This window comes from Mesorhizobium sp. WSM4822, from assembly GCF_055811155.1.
In genome coordinates this window covers 1-21,380 of record NZ_JBVVQM010000024.1, presented here as the reverse complement: position 1 = coordinate 21,380, position 21,380 = coordinate 1, and the positions used below count along the sequence as shown (strand labels likewise).

Here is a 21,380-nt window from a genome sequence, read left to right as displayed (position 1 = left end):
CAGCGATCGTACCAATGTCGCTGCCGGAGCAAACAAGGTCGGCGGGTGCAGCGCCGCGATTTCCAAAAGAGCGGAAACATCGTGGGAATTCCTATATGTAGTCCTCGACCTGACTCCAGGAGACAACGCCGCGTGTTCCTTTCGGTTTTCGACCTGTTCAAGATCGGCATAGGACCGTCGAGTTCGCACACGATGGGGCCGATGACCGCCGCTGCGCGGTTTCTCGACGAGGTCGCGGGAAATGACTGGCCGCGTCCGGCGGGCGTCAAGGTTGACCGGCTTGGCGCAAGCCTGCACGGGTCACTCGCCTACACCGGTATTGGCCACGGCAGTGATCGCGCCGTCATGCTCGGCCTTGCCGGTCTGACGCCGCAGACGGTCGATCCCGACCAGGCCGATGGCATTGCCAGCCGCATCGCCACCGAAAAGCGCATTTCGCCTCCCGGCCATCCCTCGTATCGCTTCGATCCGGCCACCGATCTGGTGCTGGACCGCAAGACGCCGCTCACCGGCCACGCCAACGGCATGGCGTTCTACGCCTATGACGCCGGCGGCCGCCTGCTGCTCAAACGCATCTATTATTCGATCGGCGGCGGCTTCGTGGTTTCCGAAGAAGAACTGCAGCGGATGAAAGCCAAGGGTTCGGTGACAACCGAAGGCAAGAAAGTGCCTTATCCGTTCAAGCATGCGGTCGAGATGCTGGCCATGGCCGGCAAAAGCGGTCTTTCCATCGCCGACATGAAACGCGTTAACGAGGAGACGCAGATGACGCGCGAGGAGCTCGACGCCGGCCTCGACGGAATCTGGAGCGCCATGAAGGGCTGCATCGACCGTGGCCTGTCGCAGGATGGCATCATGCCGGGTGGGCTGAAGGTGCGCCGCCGTGCCCGCATGCTGCACGATAAGCTGCAGGAGCAGTGGCAGCAGAACAAGCCCAATCCTTTGCTCGCCAATGACTGGCTGTCGATCTACGCCATGGCCGTGAACGAGGAAAATGCCGCCGGCGGCCGCGTGGTCACCGCGCCGACCAATGGCGCTGCCGGCACGCTGCCGGCGGTGCTGCGCTACTGGCTGCATTTCCATCCCGAGGCGGACCAGCCGAGCATTCGTGATTTCCTGCTGACGGCTGCCGCCGTTGGCGGCATCATCAAGACCAACGCATCGATCTCGGGCGCCGAGGTCGGCTGCCAGGGTGAGGTCGGGTCGGCATCGGCGATGGCGGCGGCCGGCCTGTGCGCCGTCATGGGCGGCACGCCCGAGCAGGTCGAGAATGCCGCCGAGATCGCGCTCGAACATCATCTCGGCATGACCTGCGATCCGGTCGGCGGGCTGGTGCAGGTGCCGTGCATAGAACGCAATGCGCTGGGCGCGGTCAAGGCGGTGACCGCAGCGTCACTGGCCATCAAGGGCGACGGCATCCATTTCGTACCGCTCGATGCGGCGATCGAGACCATGCGCCAGACCGGCCTCGACATGAACGAGAAGTACAAGGAAACCAGCCTTGGCGGGCTTGCAGTCAACGTCGTGGAGTGCTGAAGGCTGGCCTAAACCGCCACTGTGGAGAAGTCGATCCGGTCGTTGACGCGTTCGCGTGCGGGACTAACCTTAAGCGATGTCTCTCAATCTCATAAAACTCTGTGTCGGCTGCGACAGCGTCGAGGATCTCGAAGAGTGGATCGCCTTCCGCCTCGACGAGCGGCGGCGCGCCGGTGAGCCGGTCGAGCAGTATCACACCACCCGCATGATGCCGACGCGCGGCGCCGAGGTTACCGATGGCGGTTCGCTCTATTGGGTGATCAAAGGCAATGTGCAGTGCCGCCAGTTGATCACCGAAATCCGGCCGTTCACCGACAGTGAAGGCATAGGCCGTTGCCATCTGATACTCGACCCCGAGATTGTACGCACCGACTGGCAGCCGCGCCGGGCTTTTCAGGGCTGGCGCTACCTGAAATCGGCGGACGCGCCGCTCGATCTGGGCAAGGGCAAGGCCGGATTGATCGAGATGCCGCCGAAACTCAGGCGCGAGCTGGCCGATCTCGGTCTGCTCTGACCCCAGGTGGCATCACCGCCTGGCCCTTTGCACCGCCCGATGTGGGGCTTGCAAGCGATGTGGCAACGCCACATCTTGTTTTTCATGAGTGATAAGAAGCAGCCTGTGCCAGCGAGGACCAGTCCTGCGCCGGTCAAGCCTCAATCCAACGCCGGCGAGATCGACGCCTTCATTCGTCAGGCGAGGACACTTGCCGCGTCGGCGACCGGTTCGGGCAGGCTGATCCTTGCCCTCGACGCGACGATGAGCCGCCAGCCGACCTGGGATCTGGCCTGCACGCTGCAGGGCCAGATGTTCGACGCAGTCGGCAAGGCCGGAACCCTCAGCGTGCAACTGGTTTATTTTCGCGGCCTCGGCGAGTGCCGTTCGTCGGCTTTCGTGAGCGACACCAATGCCTTGAAGCAGCTGATGACGCGGATCGAATGCCGCAGCGGCCACACCCAGATCGGAAAGGTCCTGACGCATGCGCTGAAACAGACGGCGGCCGCCAAGGTCAATGCGCTGGTCTACATCGGCGACGCGATGGAAGAGAATATCGACGATCTGGCCGAAAAGGCCGGCAGCCTCGGCCTTCATGGCGTTCCTGTCTTCGTGTTTCAGGAAGGCCATGATTCCGGCGCGGAAAAGGCGTTCAAAGAGATTGCGCGGCTTTCCAAGGGGGCTTGGTTCCGATTTGATCGGCGGGCTGCCGCGACCTTGGCAGGGCTGCTTTCGGCCGTCGCCGTGTATGCGACCGGCGGGTTGAAGGCGCTCGAAGCCAGGGGCAGGCCGGAAGACCGGCTGATGATCGAGCATCTGCGGGGCGGCGGAAAATAATGGGCGCAATCATCGCTTTTGTAGCGTTGCTTCTGCTGCTTCTCGGCGCGGTGACGATCTTTCTGCGTGCCGAGCCGGCGAAACTGGCGAGCACGCTGCGAACGCTCGGGCCGGCTCTTCTGGCAGTTGTCGGCGTCGCCGTGCTTGTGGTCGGCCGTGAAGGCATCGGCGGCATGATTCTCACCGGGGCAATTGCCTGGTATGGTTCCATGCGAATGAAAGGCCAGCCGGCCGGCCTTGCCCCGGGCAAACGCTCGACGGTGCGCACGGCGGCATTGGAAATGGAGCTCGATCACGATACCGGCGGCCTCGAAGGACTGGTCCTGGCTGGCCGCCACGAAGGCAAGATGCTTGGCGCGATGGGGCTGGCGGAATTGCAACACCTCTACCGCGAACTCTCCAGCGACCCGGAGAGCCGACAGCTGCTAGAGACGTATCTTGACGGCAGATTTCCCGTCTGGCGCAAAAACGCTGAGACGAACGGTGGCGAAGGGCTGGGTGTTACGCCAGGTCCGGGCGCCATGACTAAGGAGGAGGCCTACAAGGTCCTTGGTCTTGAAGCGGGGGCCGCCGCGGCGGATGTCCGCAAGGCGCACCGCCGCCTGATGCAGCGCCTGCACCCCGATGTCGGCGGCACGTCTTTCCTGGCGGCGCGGATTAACGAAGCCAAGGACGTCTTGCTCTCCAATCACAACTAGTCTCCTTCGACGCAGAATTTTTCCGGGAGATGGCTTGCACGCCGTCCTACTGCTGGACGGCGTAGCACTCGATGTTCTTCTTCTTCAAAGCGGTACAGGCCTTCCAGGCGGCGGTCTTCGAACCGAAACCACCGAAGCGGGCGCGGTAATAGGTGACGCCATCCTTGTCGAAGGCGACAGTGAAGCCGGAAGCGTCCGCCAGCAGCTTGGGCGCCTGCTTGGTGGTCTTGTCGAGAAAGGCCTGGGCCTCGGACTGCTTGGGCGACGAGGCGACCTGAATGGCCCAGCCCGACGGCACCGACGCGGTGTTGACCGGGTCGACAGCCGCCGGCGTCGGCTCGGCATAGGCCGCTACCACCTGGGCCGTCGCGACCTGGGGGGCTGAAACGATGACGGTCTTGACCTTTCTGGTCTTGACGACGGGAGCTGCTTCCTCGGCCTGCGCGGTGTCGTCTTCGGCGACCGTGGCGTCCTCGGCAACGATGGCATCGTCCTGCGCTATGACAGGCTTGTCGTCCGGTGTCGGAGCGTCATGCTTGGGCAGAAGAACCTTGGCGAGGGCGGTGATCGGGTTGTTGCCACCGGCCTTGGCGACCAGATCGCCACCGCCGCGAGTCGATGCCCTCGGCAGATAGGTGTTGATCAGGTTGGCCATCTGATTGTCACGGCTGCCGCCCGAGGTGCCGCCCATGACCACGCCGACGATGCGGCGATTGCCATCGGAAACCGACGAGACGAGGTTGAAGCCGGAGGCGCGGGTGTAGCCCGTCTTGATGCCGTCGACACCCTTGATACGTCCAAGCAGGCGGTTGTGGCCGTTGATGCGCTTGCGTCCGTAGAGAAAGGAGCGCTGCGAGAAATAGCCGTAATACTGCGGAAAATGCTCGCGCAGCGCGATGCCGAGCGTCGCCATGTCGCGCGCGGTGGTGAACTGGCCGGGGTCGGGCAGGCCATTGGCGTTTCTAAATACGGTGCCGTTCATGCCCAGCGCACGCGCCTTGGCGGTCATCATGCGGGCAAAAGTGGTTTCATTGCCGCCGAGCATTTCGCCGAGCGCGGTGGCCGAGTCGTTCGCCGATTTGGTGACGATCGACAGGATCGCGGTCTCGACCGTGACGGAACCGCCCGGCTTCACGCCAAGTTTCGTCGGCGCCTCGGCGGAGGCCTTGGCGGAAAACACCACTGGCGTGTTCCTGCTGATCTTGCCCTTCGCCATCGCTTCGAAGGTCAGATACAGCGTCATCATCTTGGTCAGCGAAGCTGGGTAGCGCCTGCCGTTGGCATCTGCGGAGTAAAGCACCTTGCCGGTCTTGGCATCCACGACGATGGCCGCCTGCCTGGCCGCCAGCGACGAGGCAACGTCGCCAAAAACGAATGTCATCGCCAAGGCGACGATCATCATCGTTTTGAGAGGGGAGGTGGATTTGGAAACGATGCCCAACAACGCCTTACGCACTGGTACTTCCCTTGGATTTCTTCGTTGCGTTGGAGGCGGCAAAGGGTCCTGCCTCGCTTCCGGTCAAGCTACCGGCGCAGCGTTACCAATCCGTTTATGGTAACCGCCGCGTTCACCATTTTCTTCGGGCTTGAGGTTCTCTTTATTCGATTTTTAGCCATTGGCTGCGCAGGCGGGTCCGCAAGCCCGCGAAATCTTGACTTTTGTGCGGCGCACAATATATTATCTTGCATTGCACAAGGGCGCCCCGAAGAAGGACGCTTCAACCGTCAAGGGAATCGTGAAATGACCCAGACCTATGAGGACTTCAGCAAATACGGCAAAGAGTTCGCCGACACCGGATTGAAGAGCTTCGCGTCGCTGTCCAAGGGCGCGCAGGCGATTGCCACCGAGGCTGGTGAATACACCAAGAAGAGTTTTGAAACCGGCAGCGCCACTGTGGAGAAGCTGTTTTCAGCCAAGTCGCTGGAAAAGGCGATCGAGATCCAGTCGGACTACGCCAAGCAGTCTTATGAGGCGTTCGTCGCCGAGGCCACCAAGATCGGCGATCTCTATGCCGAACTCGCCAAGGAAGCTTACAAGCCATTCGAATCGATCGTTGCCAAGGCAAAGTAATTTTGCCCGGGCGAACTGATTTCGCCTGACGTGACCCCAGATTCAGCCTTTGAACCCGAGAAAAAGCCCGGCCACGGAAACGCGGCCGGGCTTTTTTCGTGTCAATTTCCGTTCCAGAGCCTCGCGCCCCTTCACGATTGCGAAAATCGTCCAAGTTGGTGACCTAGCCATATTGTCAGCTAACCAGAAGGGCTTAAAATCGTACATCGAACACCTACATGTCGAACTCGCATGGGGAATCGAAAGAGGCAGGAATACGTGACTTCAGGTTTGACTGCCACGAGACGAGTGGTGCGAATGCAAGACGGCGACGGTAACGGCAATGGGGCCGGCCGTGGGACGGCCGTCATCACGCGCACCAAAACCAAGACCAAGAAGCCCAGCCTTTATCGGGTCCTCATCCTCAACGACGACTACACTCCGATGGAGTTCGTGGTTCACGTGCTGGAGCGTTTTTTCCAGAAGGATCGCGAAGCCGCCACACGCATCATGCTTCATGTTCACAATCATGGAGTGGGCGAGTGCGGGGTCTATACATTCGAGGTGGCCGAGACCAAAGTGTCCCAGGTCATGGATTTCGCCCGACAGAATCAGCATCCGCTGCAATGCGTGATGGAGAAGAAGTGAGGTAACATGCCGGCTTTCTCCCAAGGCCTGGAAAAGGCGCTTCACCAGGCGCTGACGCTCGCCAATGAGCGGCACCATGAATATGCAACCCTAGAACATCTGCTGCTCGCGCTCATCGACGACACCGAGGCGGCCGCCGTCATGCGCGCCTGCAATGTCGATCTCGATGAGCTCAAGCACACGGTTCTCACCTATATCGACACCGAGCTGGACAACCTCGTCACCGGTTACGACGAGGACTCCAAGCCGACCGCCGGTTTCCAGCGCGTCATCCAGCGCGCGGTGATCCATGTGCAGTCGTCTGGCCGCGAGGAGGTTTCGGGCGCCAACGTGCTCGTCGCCATTTTCGCCGAGCGCGAGAGCCATGCCGCCTATTTCCTGCAGGAACAGCAGATGACCCGCTACGATGCGGTCAACTACATCTCGCACGGCATTGCCAAGCGTCCGGGCGCGTCGGAGACACGCTCGCCGCGCGGCGCCGACGACGAGCAGGGCGGCCAGAACGGCGCCGAGCCACAAGAGGAAGGCGGCAAGAAGAAGCAGCAGCAGGATGCGCTGACGGCTTATTGCGTCAATCTCAACAACAAGGCCAAGGCCGGCAAGATCGATCCGCTGATCGGCCGCGAATCCGAGATCAACCGCACCATCCAGGTGCTGTGCCGCCGCTCCAAGAACAACCCGCTCTATGTCGGCGACCCCGGCGTCGGCAAGACGGCGATCGCCGAGGGTCTGGCCAAGCGCATCGTCGAGGGCGACGTTCCCGAAGTGCTGCACAACGCCACCATCTTCGCGCTCGACATGGGCACGCTGCTCGCCGGCACGCGCTATCGCGGCGATTTCGAGGAACGGCTGAAGCAGGTCGTCAAGGAGCTCGAGGACTATCCCGGTGCCGTGCTGTTCATCGACGAGATTCACACGGTCATCGGGGCAGGGGCAACATCAGGCGGCGCCATGGATGCGTCCAACCTGTTGAAGCCGGCGCTGTCATCGGGTGCGATCCGCTGCATCGGCTCGACCACCTACAAGGAATTCCGCCAGTTCTTCGAGAAGGACCGTGCTTTGGTGCGGCGCTTCCAGAAGATCGACGTCAACGAGCCGACCATCGAGGACGCCATCGAGATCATGAAGGGCCTCAAGCCCTATTATGAGGAGTTCCACAAGGTGAAGTTCACCAATGAGGCGATCAAGGCCTCGGTGGAACTGTCGGCACGTTACATCAACGACCGCAAGCTGCCGGACAAGGCGATCGACGTGATCGACGAGACCGGCGCCTCGCAGATGCTGGTGCCGGAAGCCAAGCGCAAGAAGACGATCGGCATCAAGGAGATCGAGGCGACGATCGCCACCATGGCCCGCATCCCGCCGAAGACGGTTTCGGCCGATGACGAGAAGGTGCTGCAGGGCCTCGATATCGAGCTGAAGCGCGTCGTCTATGGCCAGGACACTGCGATCACCGCGCTGACCTCGGCGATCAAGCTGGCACGTGCCGGCCTGCGCGAACCGGAGAAGCCGATCGGCTCCTACCTGTTCTCCGGCCCGACCGGCGTCGGCAAGACCGAAGTGGCCAAGCAGTTGGCCGCCTCGCTCGGCGTCGAGCTGATTCGCTTCGACATGTCGGAATATATGGAACGCCACACCGTCTCGCGGCTGATCGGCGCGCCTCCGGGCTATGTCGGCTTCGACCAGGGCGGTCTTCTGACGGACGGCGTCGACCAGCATCCGCATTGCGTGCTGTTGCTCGACGAGGTCGAGAAGGCGCATCCGGACCTGTTCAACATCCTGTTGCAGGTGATGGACCACGGCAAACTGACCGACCATAACGGCAAGCAGATCGACTTCCGCAATGTGATCCTGATCATGACCACCAATGCGGGCGCGTCGGATGCGCAGCGCGCGGCGATCGGCTTCGGCTCGACCAAGCGCGAAGGCGACGATGTCGAGGCGATCAACCGGTTGTTCACGCCGGAGTTCCGCAACCGGCTCGATGCGATCATCCCGTTCGGCTCGCTGCCGGTGCCGGTCATCCATCAGGTGGTGCAGAAGTTCGTCATGCAGTTGGAGGCCCAGCTCTCAGAGCGTGGCGTCACCTTCGACCTGTCGGCGGATGCGATCGCCTGGCTCGCCGACAAGGGCTATGATGAGCGCATGGGAGCGCGGCCGCTTGGCCGCGTGATCCAGGAGCACATCAAGAAGCCGTTGGCCGATGAGGTGCTGTTCGGCAAGCTCAAGAAGGGCGGCACGGTGCGCGTCACCGTCGAGAAGAAGGAAACCGGCGAGACCGGCCTGAAGCTCGAATCGCTGGCCGACGAGGCGCCGGTGAAGCCGAAGAAGGAAGAGCCTGAAGAAACGCCGAAGCCAAGAAAGGCCGTAGCGAAGAAGCCGGCGGCCAAGAAGCTGGTGGCGCAGAAGCCCGAAGCCAAGGGCAAGGACGGCGGCAAGCGCAGTCTTGTCCCGCAACTGCCCAGAAAGAACTGACCTTGAGGAAAGTCGAAAAGCCCCGGAAACGGGGCTTTTTTCGTTTGCAAGGAGGAGGGGCATGAGCGGCCAGATCATCATCCTGAACGGTGCGCCGCGATCGGGAAAAACAAGCATCGCCAGAGCTGTTCAGGAGCGCTTCGATGGCGTCTGGATCAATCTCGGCGTCGACGTTTACGAGCAGGCTACGCCGGCACGCTATCGGCCCGGGATAGGATTGCGGCCCGGTGGCGAGCGTCCGGACCTTGAGGCCCTCGTGCCCGGACTATACGCCGCGCTCTACGAATCGATCGCCGCCCACAGCCGGCTGGGGCTGAATGTCGTGGCGGATATCGGCCATCACGACGCCTATTCGAGACCACTTCACATTGTGGCCGATTGCGCGCGCCGGCTTGTAGGTCTGCCGGTGCTGTTTGTCGGTGTTCGCTGCCCGCTGGAAATCATCATGGAAAGGCGTGCCGCCAGCGCGGCGGACAAGAGATATGTAACCGGCTCATCAGACGATCCGGTGCCGTTGCCCGTGCGCCTGTGGCAGGAGGAGGTCCACCGCCCAGGCGTGTACGATCTGGAAGTCGATACCTCGCTCCTGAGCCCGAAGCAATGCGCGGATACGATCGCAGAACAGCTTCGGCAAGCACCGTATCCAACAACGTTTCAGAAACTATCCAACCCATCCAGCGCGGCCCTTGAGCCGTTTTGACCGGCATGGCCGCCGCAGGCGGGTTCGTCCAGATCGGCGAATTTACAGCCTGCAAACGGCCGGCGATTGCATCGTGGAGCTCTCGATTTCAGCGGCCATGCGGTCCGGCGCGAAACGGGTCAGCAAATATCCGCACACCTTCCAGATCGCGATCATCAGGAATGCACCCGCATAGCCATCCAAGGCATAGTGCCAGCCAAGCACGACGGAACCGACCATAATGACGCCGGCGAATAACCACATCACAAGACCGGCCAGCCGAGACCGCCGTGTTGCATAGAGGGCGAACAGCACCGCCATCGCAACGTGCAGGGATGGGAAGGCGGATATGCCGACGCTGCCGGTGGTTGCGCCGGTATAGCCACTCCACAGCATATCCTGCGTGCTGAGCGCCCAGATCGGATAGACGCGATCGGCAACGGCAAGTGCTTGCATGAGGGGGTGAAAGTCGTTGCCGAACCCCAATCGCTCGTAAAAGCAAGGGCCAGCCGACGACAGGCCCATCGCGAGGAAAAAGCCGCCCAGTGTCCACACCGTCATGAAGCTCATCAGGAACTGATGACGCAGCTTCGTATCCTTGCGTGTGATGCACACGGTGAAAACCGCGATGATGAGCACGACGAACCAGAAATTGTACGCGATGTTGATGATTTTCAATGCAAGCGGCGACTGGACGACAAACCACAACCATTCGTGCGGGGCTCGACCGAAATGCAGGATGCGATCGGCGTGAGCCAATGCTTTGTCCCATGCAAACGGAGAGAGGATTGCAATGGCTCCCTTCAACACACCGATCGCGGATATGAAGGCAAGACCGGCACCCAAGCCATTCAGGCTGTTGGCAATGCGTTCGGCATCGCCAAAGAATCTACCCAGTGACTTGAGGAAGGTGTGCAGCGGTTCGGTTTCCCGCTGGACCAGCGCAAGGTGGAAAAGCGTCCCAAGTGCAAGGGCTGAGCCGCAAATCCAAAAGGCGATGAAAAGATACTCGGCGTATTCCGCCAGAACGCCGAAATCCGGCATGTTTCCAGTGTGCCACCCGACTGCGCTTGCCAGAAGCAGCGCAGCGGTAGCCATAGCGTGCAGCAGCCGGTGTCGCCAAAAGGCATCCGCCAAGATGCCAGGAAAAGCACGTCCGACAATGGCCCCCGTCAGTGGGGCCGATGCCGCAACCGAATGTTCCATGGTTTTGAAGCCCAGCTCGCCACGCCGTTACCATTTTACCGTGAGACGGTTCAATATTTCCTAATCAGACGATTAGAGTTGCAAACCGTTGAGTCCCGGCGCCGGCACGCCCGGGCATTAGAATCGTCTTCTCGGCTGAACGGCGCTACCCGGTCCGCCACATCGGCTGACCTCGCGTTTCTCAATTTTCGAGTGCAGTCCGGATCTTTTCGGCATTTTCGGTCAGCACCTCCGGCTTCTCCATTCCTCCCGTGTGCGGCTTCAGCGGGATGCCGTCGAAGCGCGGAATGACATGTACGTGCAGATGATAGACGGTTTGCCCCGATGCCGGCTCATTGAACTGCATGATGGTGACGCCGTCGGCGCCAAAGGCCTTTTTCACCGCCAGCGCCACTTTCTGAACGACGCTCAAGAGATGGCCGAAAATTGACGGGTCGGCGTCGAGCAGGTTGCGCGACGGCGCTTTCGGCACCACCAGCGTGTGGCCCGGCCCCTGCGGCATCACATCCATGAAGGCGATGACAGCGTCATCCTCGTAGACGCGGTGCGAGGGAATTTCGCCGCGCAGGATCTTGGCGAAGATGTTGTCGGTATCGTAGGCGGCCTCGGTCATGGCGAACGCTCCGGATTGTGCCTTTCGTGTAGCGAAACGGTGGAAAATCGGCAAGACGATCGGACGAAGTCGGCCCTGCTCGTCAAGGCGGCCCTGTTGCTACTCCTCCAGATCCTTGCGGAACGGGGTGTGCTCTTCCAGATATTCGCTCATCCGCTTCACCTCCTGCCGTTCGCGCCCGAGGTAGTCGGCCACGGCATTGCGCAGGCCTGGGTGTGCAATGTAGTGCGCGGAATGCATGGTCACCGGCCGGTAGCCGCGCGCCAGCTTGTGCTCGCCCTGCGCGCCTGCCTCGACAACCTTCAGCTTGCGTTCGATGGCGAAGTCGATCGCCTGGTGATAGCAGACCTCGAAATGCAGGAAAGGATGGTCCTCGATGCAGCCCCAGTTGCGGCCATAGAGTGCGTCCGAACCGATGAAATTGATGGCGCCGGCGATATAGCGGCCATTGCGCCTGGCCATCACCAGCAGGATGTCGTCGGCCATGCGTTCGCCGATCAGCGAGAAGAATTGACGGTTGAGATAGGGCCGACCCCATTTGCGGCTGCCGGTGTCCATGTAGAAGGCGAAGAAATCGTCCCAGGCCTTCTCCGTGAGGTCCTTGCCGGTCAGCCGATCGATCGAAATGCCTGGGGTAAGCGCTTCACGCCTTTCCTTCTTCATCGCCTTTCGCTTGCGCGAGGCAAGGGTGGCGAGGAAGTCGTCATAGGTCGAAAAGCTTTCGTTGAAGAAATGGAATTGCTGGTCGGTACGGTGCAGGAAGCCTGCCGCTTCCAGCACCTCCACATCGCTCTCTTGCGCGAAGGTGACATGCGCGGAAGAGACGCCGAGTTTTTGCGTCACCGCCTTCAAGCCCGCCGCGAGACCGGCCTTCACTTTGGCGCTGTCCTCGCCCTTGCTGACCAGCAGGCGAGGGCCGGTGACCGGGGAGAACGGCACGGCACTTTGCAGTTTGGGATAGTAACGGCCGCCGGCGCGCTCGAAGGCATCCGACCAGCCATGATCGAACACATATTCGCCCTGGCTGTGCGATTTGAGATAACAGGGCACCGCGCCCAGCAATCTGCCTTGCCCGTCCTCCAGCCTGAGGTGATGGCCATGCCAGCCGGTGCGCCGCACGGCGCATCCAGAATCTTCGAGTGCGCTTAGAAAAGCGAAGGAAACCAAAGGATTGTAACTGGTTTCTGAATTTCCGCGCGCAGTTCCGGCAAAGCCGTTCCATTCATCACAGGTGAAGGCGCCGATGCCGGCGGCGACGCGGATCGAATAGTCCGCATTGGCCGTTTGTCCGTCACCCTCGTCGCCCTGATCCATGAGGCTTATTTAAGCTCCGTCCGGCCTGGTACAAGTCACGTTTCAGACACTCAGGCGACTTTGACCAGATCGGGCTCGAACCCCTCGAACGTCATCTGGTCGGCATATCTGAAGGTCAGGTCGACCGCCGGCTGGTCGTGCACCGTCCAGGTGATAACAGGCATTTTCAGCCTTTCACGCACGAAGCTGACAAATGGGTTCGGCAGGTCGCCGGCCGCGTAGGAGGTGAAGGCGATCTCATGCGCCAGCATGGCGAAATGCGCCTCGATCAACCCGACGTCCTTGCCGTAGGCGGTGAGCCCCCCCGGGATACCCGGCGCGTCCTTCGGAAAATCGCGGACCAGCCAGTGGTCGAACGACATGATCGCCGCCTTGCCCTTGTAGCGCTTGAGCATCTTGCCGACGCTTGCCACCAGGCCTTCGTCATAGCCGGGCGTGCCTTTCAACTCGACCACCAATGGCACGCGGCCGTTCACCAGGTCGAGCGCTTCCTGCAGCGTCGGCACATGGTCCGCCGTGCCACCGACCCTGAGCGCCGCGAGTTCTGCTGCGGTGCGCTGCCAGACGAAACCATCCTGGCCGGTCAGGCGCTTGAGATCTCCGTCATGGATGATGACAGGAACGCGGTCGGACGACAGGTGGACGTCGCATTCGATGGCATAGCCGCGTTCGGCGGCCGCAGCGAAGGCTGACAGCGTGTTTTCCCAGCGCGTCTTGTTCATGTCGTGGAAGCCGCGATGGGCGACGGGCCGGGCGGTCAGCCAGGATAGGTCGGTCATATCTGTCCCCTGGCTCATTCGATTTCGAAGACGGCTTCGATTTCCACTGCGGCATTAAGCGGCAGGCAGGCGGTGCCGACGGCGGAGCGCGCATGCTTGCCACGCTCGCCAAGGGCCGCCACCAGGAAATCGGAGGCGCCGTTGGCAACCAGATGCTGCTCGGCGAACTCAGGTGTCGAGGCGACGAAAACGGTGATCTTCACCAGACGGCTAATCTTCTCGAGGTCGCCGAGTGCTGCCTTGGCCTGCGCCAGGATGTTGATCGCGCAGTATTTTGCCGCATCCTTGCCACCTGCGGTATCGAGATCGCGACCTAACAGCCCGCTCGCCTGCAGCTTGCCGTCCTTGAGCGGCAATTGTCCGGCGGTGAACAGCAGATTGCCGGTCCGGCAATAGGGCACGTAGTTGGCGGCGGGCGCGGCGGCGACGGGAAGCGTCACACCCAGATCGCTTAGCCGCTTTTCGATTGTTTCACTCATGGTATTTCCCTATTGCTTGGTGACGCCGCGCCGGCCGGGCCGAAATTGCTATTTTTGCCTCGCTTCCGCCACGACTTTTTTTAAGCTGGACCATCTTTCCCTGCGGCCTGCCATCAGTCGCGACGATCGGAGTACCTCATGCGCGCAACGCGCCTCGCATTCCATGCCGTCCTGTTGTCGGGGGTCTTCTCGATAGGCCCTGCCTTCGCAGCGCCGGCGTTGCAAGCCCACCGCGCCGTCTACGATCTTACCTTGAAAAAAGCGTCCGATCAGTCCGGCATCACAGGCATATCCGGCCGCATGGTCTATGAGTTCAATGGCTCGGCCTGCGAAGGCTATACGGTGAAATTCCGCTTCGTCACCCAGATCGTCACCGCCGACAACACCAGGCTGACCGACCAGCAGACGACCACTTTCGAGGACGCCGAAGGCAAGACATTTTCGTTCGTGACAAAATCCTTCGTCGACCAGAATCTCGACAAGGAGGTCAAGGGCATCGCCACCAAAGAGACCAAGGGCCTGAAGGTCGACATCGACAAGCCTGAAAAGAACAGCGTCGAGCTGGCGACAACCCAATTCCCGACCCAGCATCTGGTCGAGCTGATCGGCAAGGCCGAAAAGGGCGAGAATTTTTACGAAACCAACCTGTTCGACGGTTCCGAAGACGCCAACAAGGTGATGACCACCACCGTCGTGGTCGGCAAGAAAACCGATGCCGACAAGGCCGACCCGGAAGCTTCGGCACTGGCAAAGCTCGCTACCGACAAATACTGGCCGGTCGACATCGCCTATTTCGACGACACCAACAAGACGGGCGAAGAGGTGCCGGAATACCGTATCAGCTTCAAGCTGCATGAGAACGGCATCACCCGCGATCTCGTCATGGACTATGGCGACTTCTCGATGACCGGCAAGCTGGTCAACCTGTCGCTGTTCGACCAGACGAAACCCTGTCCCGCCAAATAGTGCCGGTCTAGGCAGTTGATTTACCACGACACGGCGTGGTCGTAACGATCGACTTGAACGTGCCGCAATCGTCTCTCAACCTCTCCCCGGCGTCCAGGCGCGAGGGGGATCAGCTTGAGCAGGATCGATACATTCGTGGCGCCGCGGCCCAACCCGGCACTGATCAGGGCCATGACATCCGTCAACCGGACCGTCATGCTCCGCGGCATTCCCGGATTTCGGGATATCTTGCCGTTCAATCGCCTGGCCGGTCTGCGCGGCGTCTCAAATGTCCGCCATATCGACTTTCCCCACGCCGACCTTGAGCGGCTGAAGGCCAGTTGCGGGGCAGGGAAGGCGACCTTCATCACGCCCAATCATCCCGAGTTCTTCACCGACTGGATGATCGACAAGGAAATCGTGTCGCAGGTCAGCCCGCTCACGGCCTCATGGGCAACCAATGGTGTCGTCAACGGCCTTGGCCGGCTGATGCAGAAGTTCTGGCTGGCCAACAACCTCATCGCTCAGATTCCCGGCAACAGCGGGGCAGCCAAGGAACACTCCATCGCCTGGGCCTTGAAAGGCCATGGCGTGCTGCTGCATCCCGAAGGCGGCGTCGGCTGGCATGCCAATGTCGTTGCGCCTTTGCTGCCGGGTGCCATCGAGATGGGGCTGGAGGCCCTCAAGCGCGGCCGGGTCACGGATTCCGATTTCAAGGTCTGGATCGCGCCAGTCGTCTGGAAGCTCGCCTTCACCGGGAATGTCGAAGCGGCGCTGGCGAAGGAATGCGCTTATGTCGAGAAAAGCCTGAAAATAGAACGCCTTGCGACCGACACGCTGCCGCAGCGCATCCACCATGTCTATTCGGCGCTGCTGGCCCGCGATGAAGCAGCATCGGGCATGCCATCCGACGAAGGCGCAACCTATGCCGAGCGCCAGCAGGCGTTGGTTGCTGAACTCGGCCGCCGACTCGGCGAAAGCATCTCATGCGACGCTGCCATAACCGACACCGCAGAGCTTCTGCGGCGTGCGCGTCGCTGGCAGCGCGAAAACACCGACGATGCGGAACGGCAAAGGCAGGTCCGCGCGCTCGCCGATAGGGTTCAGAGGCTGCAACGCGTCGGACCCTGGGCCTGCGCCAATCCGCGCATCACGCAGGAGGATATCGCCGAACATCTGAAGCGGATCCGCAACGACTATTGTCGAGGTGGGCTGCGCGACACGATGAATCGGTTCGTTCCGCAGCCGGTCGGGCCGCGTTGCGCCCACATCCGGGTGCCGGAGGCACTGGGCTTGCATGAGCATACGGACTCTATCGACGATGCGGTTGCCGAGCTGCACCGTCGCATGCAGGATACAGTCACCAACATTGTGGCCGAGCTTGCAGCCAAGGGCAGCTTCATTTTCTATCCGAATCCATTCTATCGTCCCTGACATCCTGACGGGCCACGTGGCCCGCTGTGGTGGAGGATGGAAGGCAAACAGCAAGCTTCATGGCGGTCTATGTCGACGCAGCGATCTGGAACTGGGCCGGCCATCGCTGGTGCCATCTGTTGGCCGACGACACCGACGAGTTGCATCGCTTTGCCGCCCGGCTCGGTCTCAAGCGCTCATCCTACCAGGGGCCGCCCAAGACGTCGGCGCCGCATTATGACATAACCGGCTTCGAGCGCGATCGAGCGGTGCGGCTCGGCGCCATCGAATGCAGCCGCGAAGAGATCGTCGCGGTCTTCCGGCGAGTGCGAGTGCCGAACGGGAAGATAAAGCGCTGACGGCAGGGCGCGGATCGTCGCACGCCGCATCACAAATCCCGCGGCGCTTGCGTTTATCGCGCATCCCCTCTATATGCGCGCTCATTCCACACACGGACTTTGGTGTCTGCCCGGGAGAAATCCGGCTGAAACCTCCGGTGGCGTTCGAGGACAAAGTCCAAAAATGCCTGTGTCCGTGGAGGCTAACCGGAAAGGAACTTTGAATGGCACTGCCTGATTTCAGTATGCGCCAGCTTTTGGAAGCTGGCATTCACTTCGGCCACCAGACCCACCGCTGGAACCCGAAGATGGCGCCCTACATCTATGGCGCCCGCAACAACATCCACATCATCGACCTGTCGCAGACGGTGCCTTTGCTGCACCAGGCGCTTAAGCAGGTTTCCGACACCGTCGCCAAGGGTGGCCGCGTGCTGTTCGTCGGCACCAAGCGCCAGGCGTCCGACATCGTCGCCGATGCTGCACAGCGTTCGGCTCAGTATTATGTCAACTCGCGTTGGCTCGGCGGCATGCTGACCAACTGGAAGACGATCTCGAATTCGATCCAGCGCCTGCGCAAGCTCGACGAGATGCTGGCCGGCGAGGCGCAAGGGTTGACCAAGAAGGAACGCCTGAACCTCGACCGCGAGCGCGAGAAGCTCGACAAGGCGCTGGGCGGCATCAAGGACATGGGCTCGACGCCCGACCTGATGTTCGTGATCGACACCAACAAGGAAGCGATCGCGATCCTCGAGGCCAAGCGCCTCGGCATCCCGGTCGTCGCCATCATCGATTCGAACTGCGATCCGGACAAGATCGACTTCCCGATCCCCGGCAATGACGACGCGGCCCGCGCCATCCAGCTCTATTGCGATCTGATCGCCAAGGCTGCGATCGACGGCATCGCCCGCCAGCAGGGTGCGCTCGGCGTCGACATCGGCGCTTCGGTCGAAGCTCCGGTCGAACCCGCGCTCGACCCGGCTCCGGCTCCGGCGTCGGAAGCTCCCGAAGCTTGATAATCGAAGGCGGGTTGCGGCCTTCATCTTTCTCATATTCTGGCACGCTAAACAGACGCACCATCGAATACCGATGGTGCGTCGGTGCATTTAAAACAAAGAGGCGACAATGAGCATTTCGGCTGCACAGGTCAAAGAACTCCGCGACTTGACCGGCGCGGGCATGATGGATTGCAAGGCCGCGTTGACCGAGACCAACGGCAACATGGAAGAGGCCGTCGACTGGCTGCGCAAGAAGGGTATCTCCAAGGCCGACAAGAAGGCTGGCCGCACTGCGGCTGAAGGTCTGATCGGCGTCGACAATGGCGTGCGCGAAGCCGCCGTCGTGGAAGTCAATTCCGAGACCGACTTCGTGGCCCGCAACGCCGCGTTTCAGGAAATCGTCGGCAACGTTGCCAAGGTTGCGCTGGCCTATGGCACGACGGAGGCTGTGGCCGCCGCAAAGTATCCAGGTTCCGACAAGTCGGTTGCCGACACCATCAAGGACGCTGTCGGCACCATCGGCGAAAACATGGGCTTCCGCCGCTCGGCCAAGCTCACCGTCCCGCACGGCGCTGTCGCTACCTACGTCCACAACGCGGTTGCCGACGGCCTTGGCAAGCTCGGTGTGCTGGTCGCGATCGAGACCACGGGCAATGAGCATGCAGCCAACGCCTTTGGCCGCCAGGTGGCCATGCATGTTGCCGCCACCAACCCTCTGGCGCTGACCGCAGAGCAGATCGATCCGGCCGCGGTCGAACGCGAGAAGGCGATCTTCTCCGACCAGGCGCGCCAGTCCGGCAAGCCGGAAGCGATCATCGAGAAGATGGTCGAGGGCCGTCTGCGCAAGTTCTACGAGGAAGTCGTGCTCCTGAAGCAGGCCTTCGTGCTCAATCCCGACATCACTGTCGAGAAGGCGCTGAAGGATGCCGAGAAGGACATCGGCGCCCCGGCCAAGATCACCGCCTACCTGCGCTTTGCGCTGGGCGAGGGCATCGAGAAGGAAGAGACCGATTTCGCCGCGGAAGTCGCTGCAGCGGTCAAGAAGTAAGCTGCCAAGCAGCTTTTCGGCTCAGGCAACTCGGCCGGGCGCTCGCGAGGGTGTCCGGCCGATTTCTTGTGTGACGTCGACAAAGGCGCGCAGCTTCGGTGCCATTGCCGCCCGGCGCGGAAAGTAGAGAAACAGGCCTGGTTCCTCGATTGCCGACTGCGGCAACACCTGGACAAGCCGACCAGCGGCCAGGTCGGCGCGCACCAGCGGCTCGAACACATAGGCCAGTCCCATTCCCGACAGCGCCAGGTCGATCGCGGCAAGCGAATCGGTGACGATGGCGGTGCCGCGCGTTTCCACGGCCACGTCCTTGCCGTCCTCCGTCAAATCCCAACGATAGACCGCGCCGGATCGCACCAGACGGTAGCCGATGCAATTGTGGGCGGCGAGATCGGCCAGGCTGTGCGGGCGGCCATGCCGGCCGATATAGGCTGGTGACGCTACGATGATCACCTGGAATGGCGGGGTCATCCGGATCGCGATCATGTCCTGCGCGATCATTTCGCCAAGTCTGATGCCGGCGTCAAAGCCTTCGCTGACGATATCGACCAATCCTTCATTGGCAAAGATTTCCACTGTCACCTCCGGATAGCGCTCGGCCATGGCCGTCACCACCGGCGTCACCGCCATCGGGACGGCGATATGTGATACATTGATTCTGAGCAGTCCCGCCGGGCGACCCTTGATGCCGCGGATACGCTCCATCCGCTCGGCGATATCCTGCAGCGCGGGCTCGGCCGTCGAGATAAGCGCCTGACCGGCCTCGCTCAGCGATACGCTGCGGGTCGTGCGGGCAAAGAGCGGCTGGCCGATGCGCTCCTCCACAAGGCGTACAGCGTGGCTGACCGCCGAAGGGCTCATGCCGAGTTCGGCAGCGGCAAGCGCAAAGCCGCCTCGCCGCGCCACGGCGACGATAACGGGAAGGTGGCTGAGCAGGTCGCGATCCATTCATGCATAATATCGCATAGTCCATGCGAATAATGCAATCTTTTCGATGCCGGCCTGTTGGCCCACATTGTCGCCAGCAAACCGGCGACGGGCCGATGCGCAAAGGAGAAGAGACATGAATGCATTGAGGTATGCCACCTTCGCGGCGGGTATCGCGCTGGCGCCGGTCGATGCCGGCGGAGCCGAATCGTCCCCTGAAATCACGCTCGCCGATGAGCGCGCCGTCATACGCATCGCCGATGCCATCGACCGCGCGGTCGATGCCCAGGATTGGCGGCTCGCCCGTAGTTACTTCGCCGACCGCGTCACCGTCGACTTCAGCAGCCTGAGTGGGCAGCCTGCGGCCACCATCGCGTCGGACGACCTGATCGGGACCTGGGCCGCCAACCTCAGGGGCAACAAGACCAGCCTGCACCTGCGCACCAACCATCAGGTCGCCATCGACGGCGACGCCGCGACTGTCTCCTCCAACGGCTACGCCTGGAACCGGATGGAAGGCAATGGCGAACCGCTATGGGAAGTCTGGGGCACCTACGAACACCACCTGACCCGTTCGGGAGCCGACTGGAGCGTGGACGGCTTCACATTCCGCATGACGCATGAACGCGGCAACCCGTGGGTCAAGACGACCCCCGGACAGGATCGGCATTGAAGATTGGATCAGGATCGGAGCGACATCATGACCATGCCCTTCTACACCCTTGGCAGCAGCGGGCTTCGTGTCACCCGGCTGGCGCTCGGAACCATGACCTTCGGCACCGAATGGGGCTGGGGCGCCGACAAGGAGACGGCCCGCGCCCTGGTCGATGCCTATGTCGAGGCAGGCGGCAATTTCTTCGATACGGCCGATGCCTATACCGGCGGCACCTCCGAGACCTGGCTTGGCGAGTTCATAGCCGAACGCGGTCTGCGCGACAGAGCGGTGATCAGCACCAAGTTCAGCATGAATCTGGAGCAGGGCAATCCGAATGCCGGCGGCAACGGCCGCAAGAACATCATCCGCGCCGTCGAAGGCTCGCTGAAGCGGCTCGGCACCGATTATATCGACCTCTATGTCCTGCATGCCTGGGACAGGCTGACTTCACCGGAAGAGGTGATGCGGACGCTGGACGATCTGGTACGCGCCGGAAAGATCCGCCATGTCGGTCTCTCCGACGTCCCCGCCTGGTACGCGAGCCGGGCGCAGTCCATCGCCGAGCAGCGCGGCTATGAACCGGTTTCGGCGCTGCAGCTCGAATATTCGTTGGTCGAGCGCAACATAGAGCATGAATTCGTGCCGTTCGGCACGCGCTATGGCGCCGGCATCATGGTCTGGAGCCCGCTGGCCAGCGGCTTGCTGAGCGGCAAATATCGTTCAGATACAATCAGCAACGCCGGCGGCAGGCTGGAGGCGATGCGCGGTTCGACCAATCCCGGCTTCCAGAAATTCACCGACCGCAACTGGGCAATCGTTGCCGAACTGGAAAAGGTCGCCGGCAAACTTGGCCGCGGCATGGCCCAAATCGCCTTGAACTGGGCGGCAACGCGGCCCGGTGTCGCTTCGGTGATCATCGGTGCGACGAGGCTCGATCAGCTCAGGGACAATCTCGGCGCGCTCGATTTCGAGATTCCCCAAGAGCTCCTGGCAAGGCTCGACGCAGTCAGCCTGCCGGTCACGCCGTTCCCGTACTCGTTCTTCGGTCCGGAAATCCAGGGCGGCCTTACCGGGGGCCAGGCCGTCGGCTACAAGCCGGCGGGCTATTTCCCTGACCTGCTCATGGCAGGTGCATTTGCCGGCGTGAGTTGACAAAAGGCGAGAGAATTCCGGGTCGGGGGGGGGGGGGGGGGGGGGGGGGGGGGGGGGGGGGGGGGGGGGGGGGGGGGGGGGGGGGGGGGGGGGGGGGGGG

22 protein-coding genes are annotated in these 21,380 nt (G+C 61.8%); 15 read left to right on the top strand and 7 right to left on the bottom strand.

What is annotated here, in order from left to right; translation table 11 throughout:
* Window positions 1–132: 132 nt before the first annotated feature.
* From AC0L3E_RS32450 to AC0L3E_RS32435, 4 genes are all read left to right on the top strand, one after another.
* Window positions 133–1,536 (top strand): L-serine ammonia-lyase, encoded by a 1,404-nt coding sequence (locus AC0L3E_RS32450; protein ID WP_473606614.1) that lies wholly within the window; start codon window positions 133–135, stop codon window positions 1,534–1,536.
* A 76-nt stretch (window positions 1,537–1,612) separates the two neighbouring features.
* Window positions 1,613–2,050, top strand: coding sequence for a DUF1489 family protein (locus AC0L3E_RS32445; protein WP_473606613.1), 438 nt, complete (start codon window positions 1,613–1,615; stop codon window positions 2,048–2,050).
* Window positions 2,051–2,134: 84 nt separating this feature from the next.
* Window positions 2,135–2,866: a vWA domain-containing protein gene (locus AC0L3E_RS32440; RefSeq protein ID WP_164749086.1), complete on the top strand. Its 732-nt coding sequence runs from the start codon at window positions 2,135–2,137 to the stop codon at window positions 2,864–2,866.
* Window positions 2,866–3,564, top strand: a complete 699-nt coding sequence (locus tag AC0L3E_RS32435) for a DnaJ domain-containing protein (RefSeq protein WP_473606612.1) — start codon at window positions 2,866–2,868, stop codon at window positions 3,562–3,564. The genes AC0L3E_RS32440 and AC0L3E_RS32435 overlap by 1 nt, the downstream gene beginning before the upstream one ends.
* Before the next feature lie 46 nt (window positions 3,565–3,610).
* Here AC0L3E_RS32435 and AC0L3E_RS32430 read toward each other — a convergent pair whose 3' ends face one another.
* Entirely contained in the window at window positions 3,611–5,020 is a 1,410-nt protein-coding gene (locus AC0L3E_RS32430) for an SPOR domain-containing protein (protein ID WP_473606611.1), read from the bottom strand.
* 285 nt (window positions 5,021–5,305) lie between these two features.
* Between AC0L3E_RS32430 and AC0L3E_RS32425 the strand changes: the two genes are divergently transcribed.
* The 4 genes from AC0L3E_RS32425 (at window position 5,306) to AC0L3E_RS32410 (ending at window position 9,437) form a co-directional block, all read left to right on the top strand.
* Window positions 5,306–5,635, top strand: a complete 330-nt coding sequence (locus AC0L3E_RS32425) for a phasin family protein (protein ID WP_013531776.1) — start codon at window positions 5,306–5,308, stop codon at window positions 5,633–5,635.
* Between the two features lie 297 nt (window positions 5,636–5,932).
* Window positions 5,933–6,262 carry an ATP-dependent Clp protease adapter ClpS gene (clpS, locus tag AC0L3E_RS32420; RefSeq protein ID WP_023812950.1) on the top strand — a complete coding sequence of 110 codons (330 nt, stop codon included), beginning with the start codon at window positions 5,933–5,935 and terminating at the stop codon, window positions 6,260–6,262.
* Window positions 6,263–6,268: 6 nt separating this feature from the next.
* The gene (gene clpA / locus AC0L3E_RS32415) at window positions 6,269–8,737 is read left to right on the top strand and encodes an ATP-dependent Clp protease ATP-binding subunit ClpA (RefSeq protein ID WP_127258970.1); all 2,469 of its coding nucleotides are present in this window, start codon (window positions 6,269–6,271) and stop codon (window positions 8,735–8,737) included.
* A 61-nt stretch (window positions 8,738–8,798) separates the two neighbouring features.
* Complete coding sequence (locus tag AC0L3E_RS32410) at window positions 8,799–9,437, top strand: chloramphenicol phosphotransferase CPT family protein (RefSeq protein WP_127270999.1); 639 nt, start codon at window positions 8,799–8,801, stop codon at window positions 9,435–9,437.
* A 42-nt stretch (window positions 9,438–9,479) separates the two neighbouring features.
* On the opposite strand, the gene AC0L3E_RS32405 is transcribed toward AC0L3E_RS32410, so the two are convergent.
* The 5 genes from AC0L3E_RS32405 to AC0L3E_RS32385 all read right to left on the bottom strand — a co-directional run bounded on the left by AC0L3E_RS32405 (window position 9,480) and on the right by AC0L3E_RS32385 (window position 13,807).
* Window positions 9,480–10,622: a phosphatase PAP2 family protein gene (locus AC0L3E_RS32405; RefSeq protein ID WP_473606610.1), complete on the bottom strand. Its 1,143-nt coding sequence runs from the start codon at window positions 10,620–10,622 to the stop codon at window positions 9,480–9,482.
* Between the two features lie 181 nt (window positions 10,623–10,803).
* The gene (locus AC0L3E_RS32400) at window positions 10,804–11,235 is read right to left on the bottom strand and encodes an HIT family protein (RefSeq protein WP_127271001.1); all 432 of its coding nucleotides are present in this window, start codon (window positions 11,233–11,235) and stop codon (window positions 10,804–10,806) included.
* Window positions 11,236–11,334: 99 nt separating this feature from the next.
* Window positions 11,335–12,549 carry a GNAT family N-acetyltransferase gene (locus AC0L3E_RS32395; protein WP_473606609.1) on the bottom strand — a complete coding sequence of 405 codons (1,215 nt, stop codon included), beginning with the start codon at window positions 12,547–12,549 and terminating at the stop codon, window positions 11,335–11,337.
* Window positions 12,550–12,599: 50 nt separating this feature from the next.
* Window positions 12,600–13,328 carry a glycerophosphodiester phosphodiesterase gene (locus tag AC0L3E_RS32390; RefSeq protein ID WP_023812942.1) on the bottom strand — a complete coding sequence of 243 codons (729 nt, stop codon included), beginning with the start codon at window positions 13,326–13,328 and terminating at the stop codon, window positions 12,600–12,602.
* Window positions 13,329–13,342: 14 nt separating this feature from the next.
* Window positions 13,343–13,807 carry a RidA family protein gene (locus tag AC0L3E_RS32385; RefSeq protein ID WP_127269018.1) on the bottom strand — a complete coding sequence of 155 codons (465 nt, stop codon included), beginning with the start codon at window positions 13,805–13,807 and terminating at the stop codon, window positions 13,343–13,345.
* A 138-nt stretch (window positions 13,808–13,945) separates the two neighbouring features.
* Here AC0L3E_RS32385 and AC0L3E_RS32380 point away from each other — a divergent pair, with 138 nt between their 5' ends.
* The 5 genes from AC0L3E_RS32380 to tsf all read left to right on the top strand — a co-directional run bounded on the left by AC0L3E_RS32380 (window position 13,946) and on the right by tsf (window position 18,546).
* Window positions 13,946–14,773, top strand: coding sequence for a cell envelope integrity EipB family protein (locus tag AC0L3E_RS32380; RefSeq protein WP_127269019.1), 828 nt, complete (start codon window positions 13,946–13,948; stop codon window positions 14,771–14,773).
* Between the two features lie 114 nt (window positions 14,774–14,887).
* Window positions 14,888–16,186 (top strand): lysophospholipid acyltransferase family protein, encoded by a 1,299-nt coding sequence (locus tag AC0L3E_RS32375; protein WP_473606607.1) that lies wholly within the window; start codon window positions 14,888–14,890, stop codon window positions 16,184–16,186.
* Between the two features lie 59 nt (window positions 16,187–16,245).
* Window positions 16,246–16,524 carry a DUF4031 domain-containing protein gene (locus tag AC0L3E_RS32370; protein ID WP_127395824.1) on the top strand — a complete coding sequence of 93 codons (279 nt, stop codon included), beginning with the start codon at window positions 16,246–16,248 and terminating at the stop codon, window positions 16,522–16,524.
* Window positions 16,525–16,727: 203 nt separating this feature from the next.
* Window positions 16,728–17,516: a 30S ribosomal protein S2 gene (gene rpsB, locus AC0L3E_RS32365; RefSeq protein WP_023812937.1), complete on the top strand. Its 789-nt coding sequence runs from the start codon at window positions 16,728–16,730 to the stop codon at window positions 17,514–17,516.
* 109 nt (window positions 17,517–17,625) lie between these two features.
* Window positions 17,626–18,546: a translation elongation factor Ts gene (gene tsf, locus AC0L3E_RS32360; RefSeq protein ID WP_127321483.1), complete on the top strand. Its 921-nt coding sequence runs from the start codon at window positions 17,626–17,628 to the stop codon at window positions 18,544–18,546.
* Between the two features lie 21 nt (window positions 18,547–18,567).
* Here the strand turns inward: tsf and AC0L3E_RS32355 are convergent, their stop codons facing one another.
* A complete protein-coding gene (locus tag AC0L3E_RS32355; protein WP_473606606.1) occupies window positions 18,568–19,494 on the bottom strand; it encodes a LysR family transcriptional regulator in 927 nt (308 codons plus the stop codon).
* 115 nt (window positions 19,495–19,609) lie between these two features.
* Between AC0L3E_RS32355 and AC0L3E_RS32350 the strand changes: the two genes are divergently transcribed.
* Together AC0L3E_RS32350 and AC0L3E_RS32345 are read left to right on the top strand one after the other, a co-directional pair.
* On the top strand, window positions 19,610–20,146 hold the full coding sequence (locus AC0L3E_RS32350; protein WP_127270206.1) for a nuclear transport factor 2 family protein: 537 nt from the start codon (window positions 19,610–19,612) through the stop codon (window positions 20,144–20,146).
* Between the two features lie 27 nt (window positions 20,147–20,173).
* Window positions 20,174–21,280 (top strand): aldo/keto reductase, encoded by a 1,107-nt coding sequence (locus AC0L3E_RS32345; protein ID WP_473606605.1) that lies wholly within the window; start codon window positions 20,174–20,176, stop codon window positions 21,278–21,280.
* The last annotated feature ends 100 nt before the right edge of the window (window positions 21,281–21,380 follow it).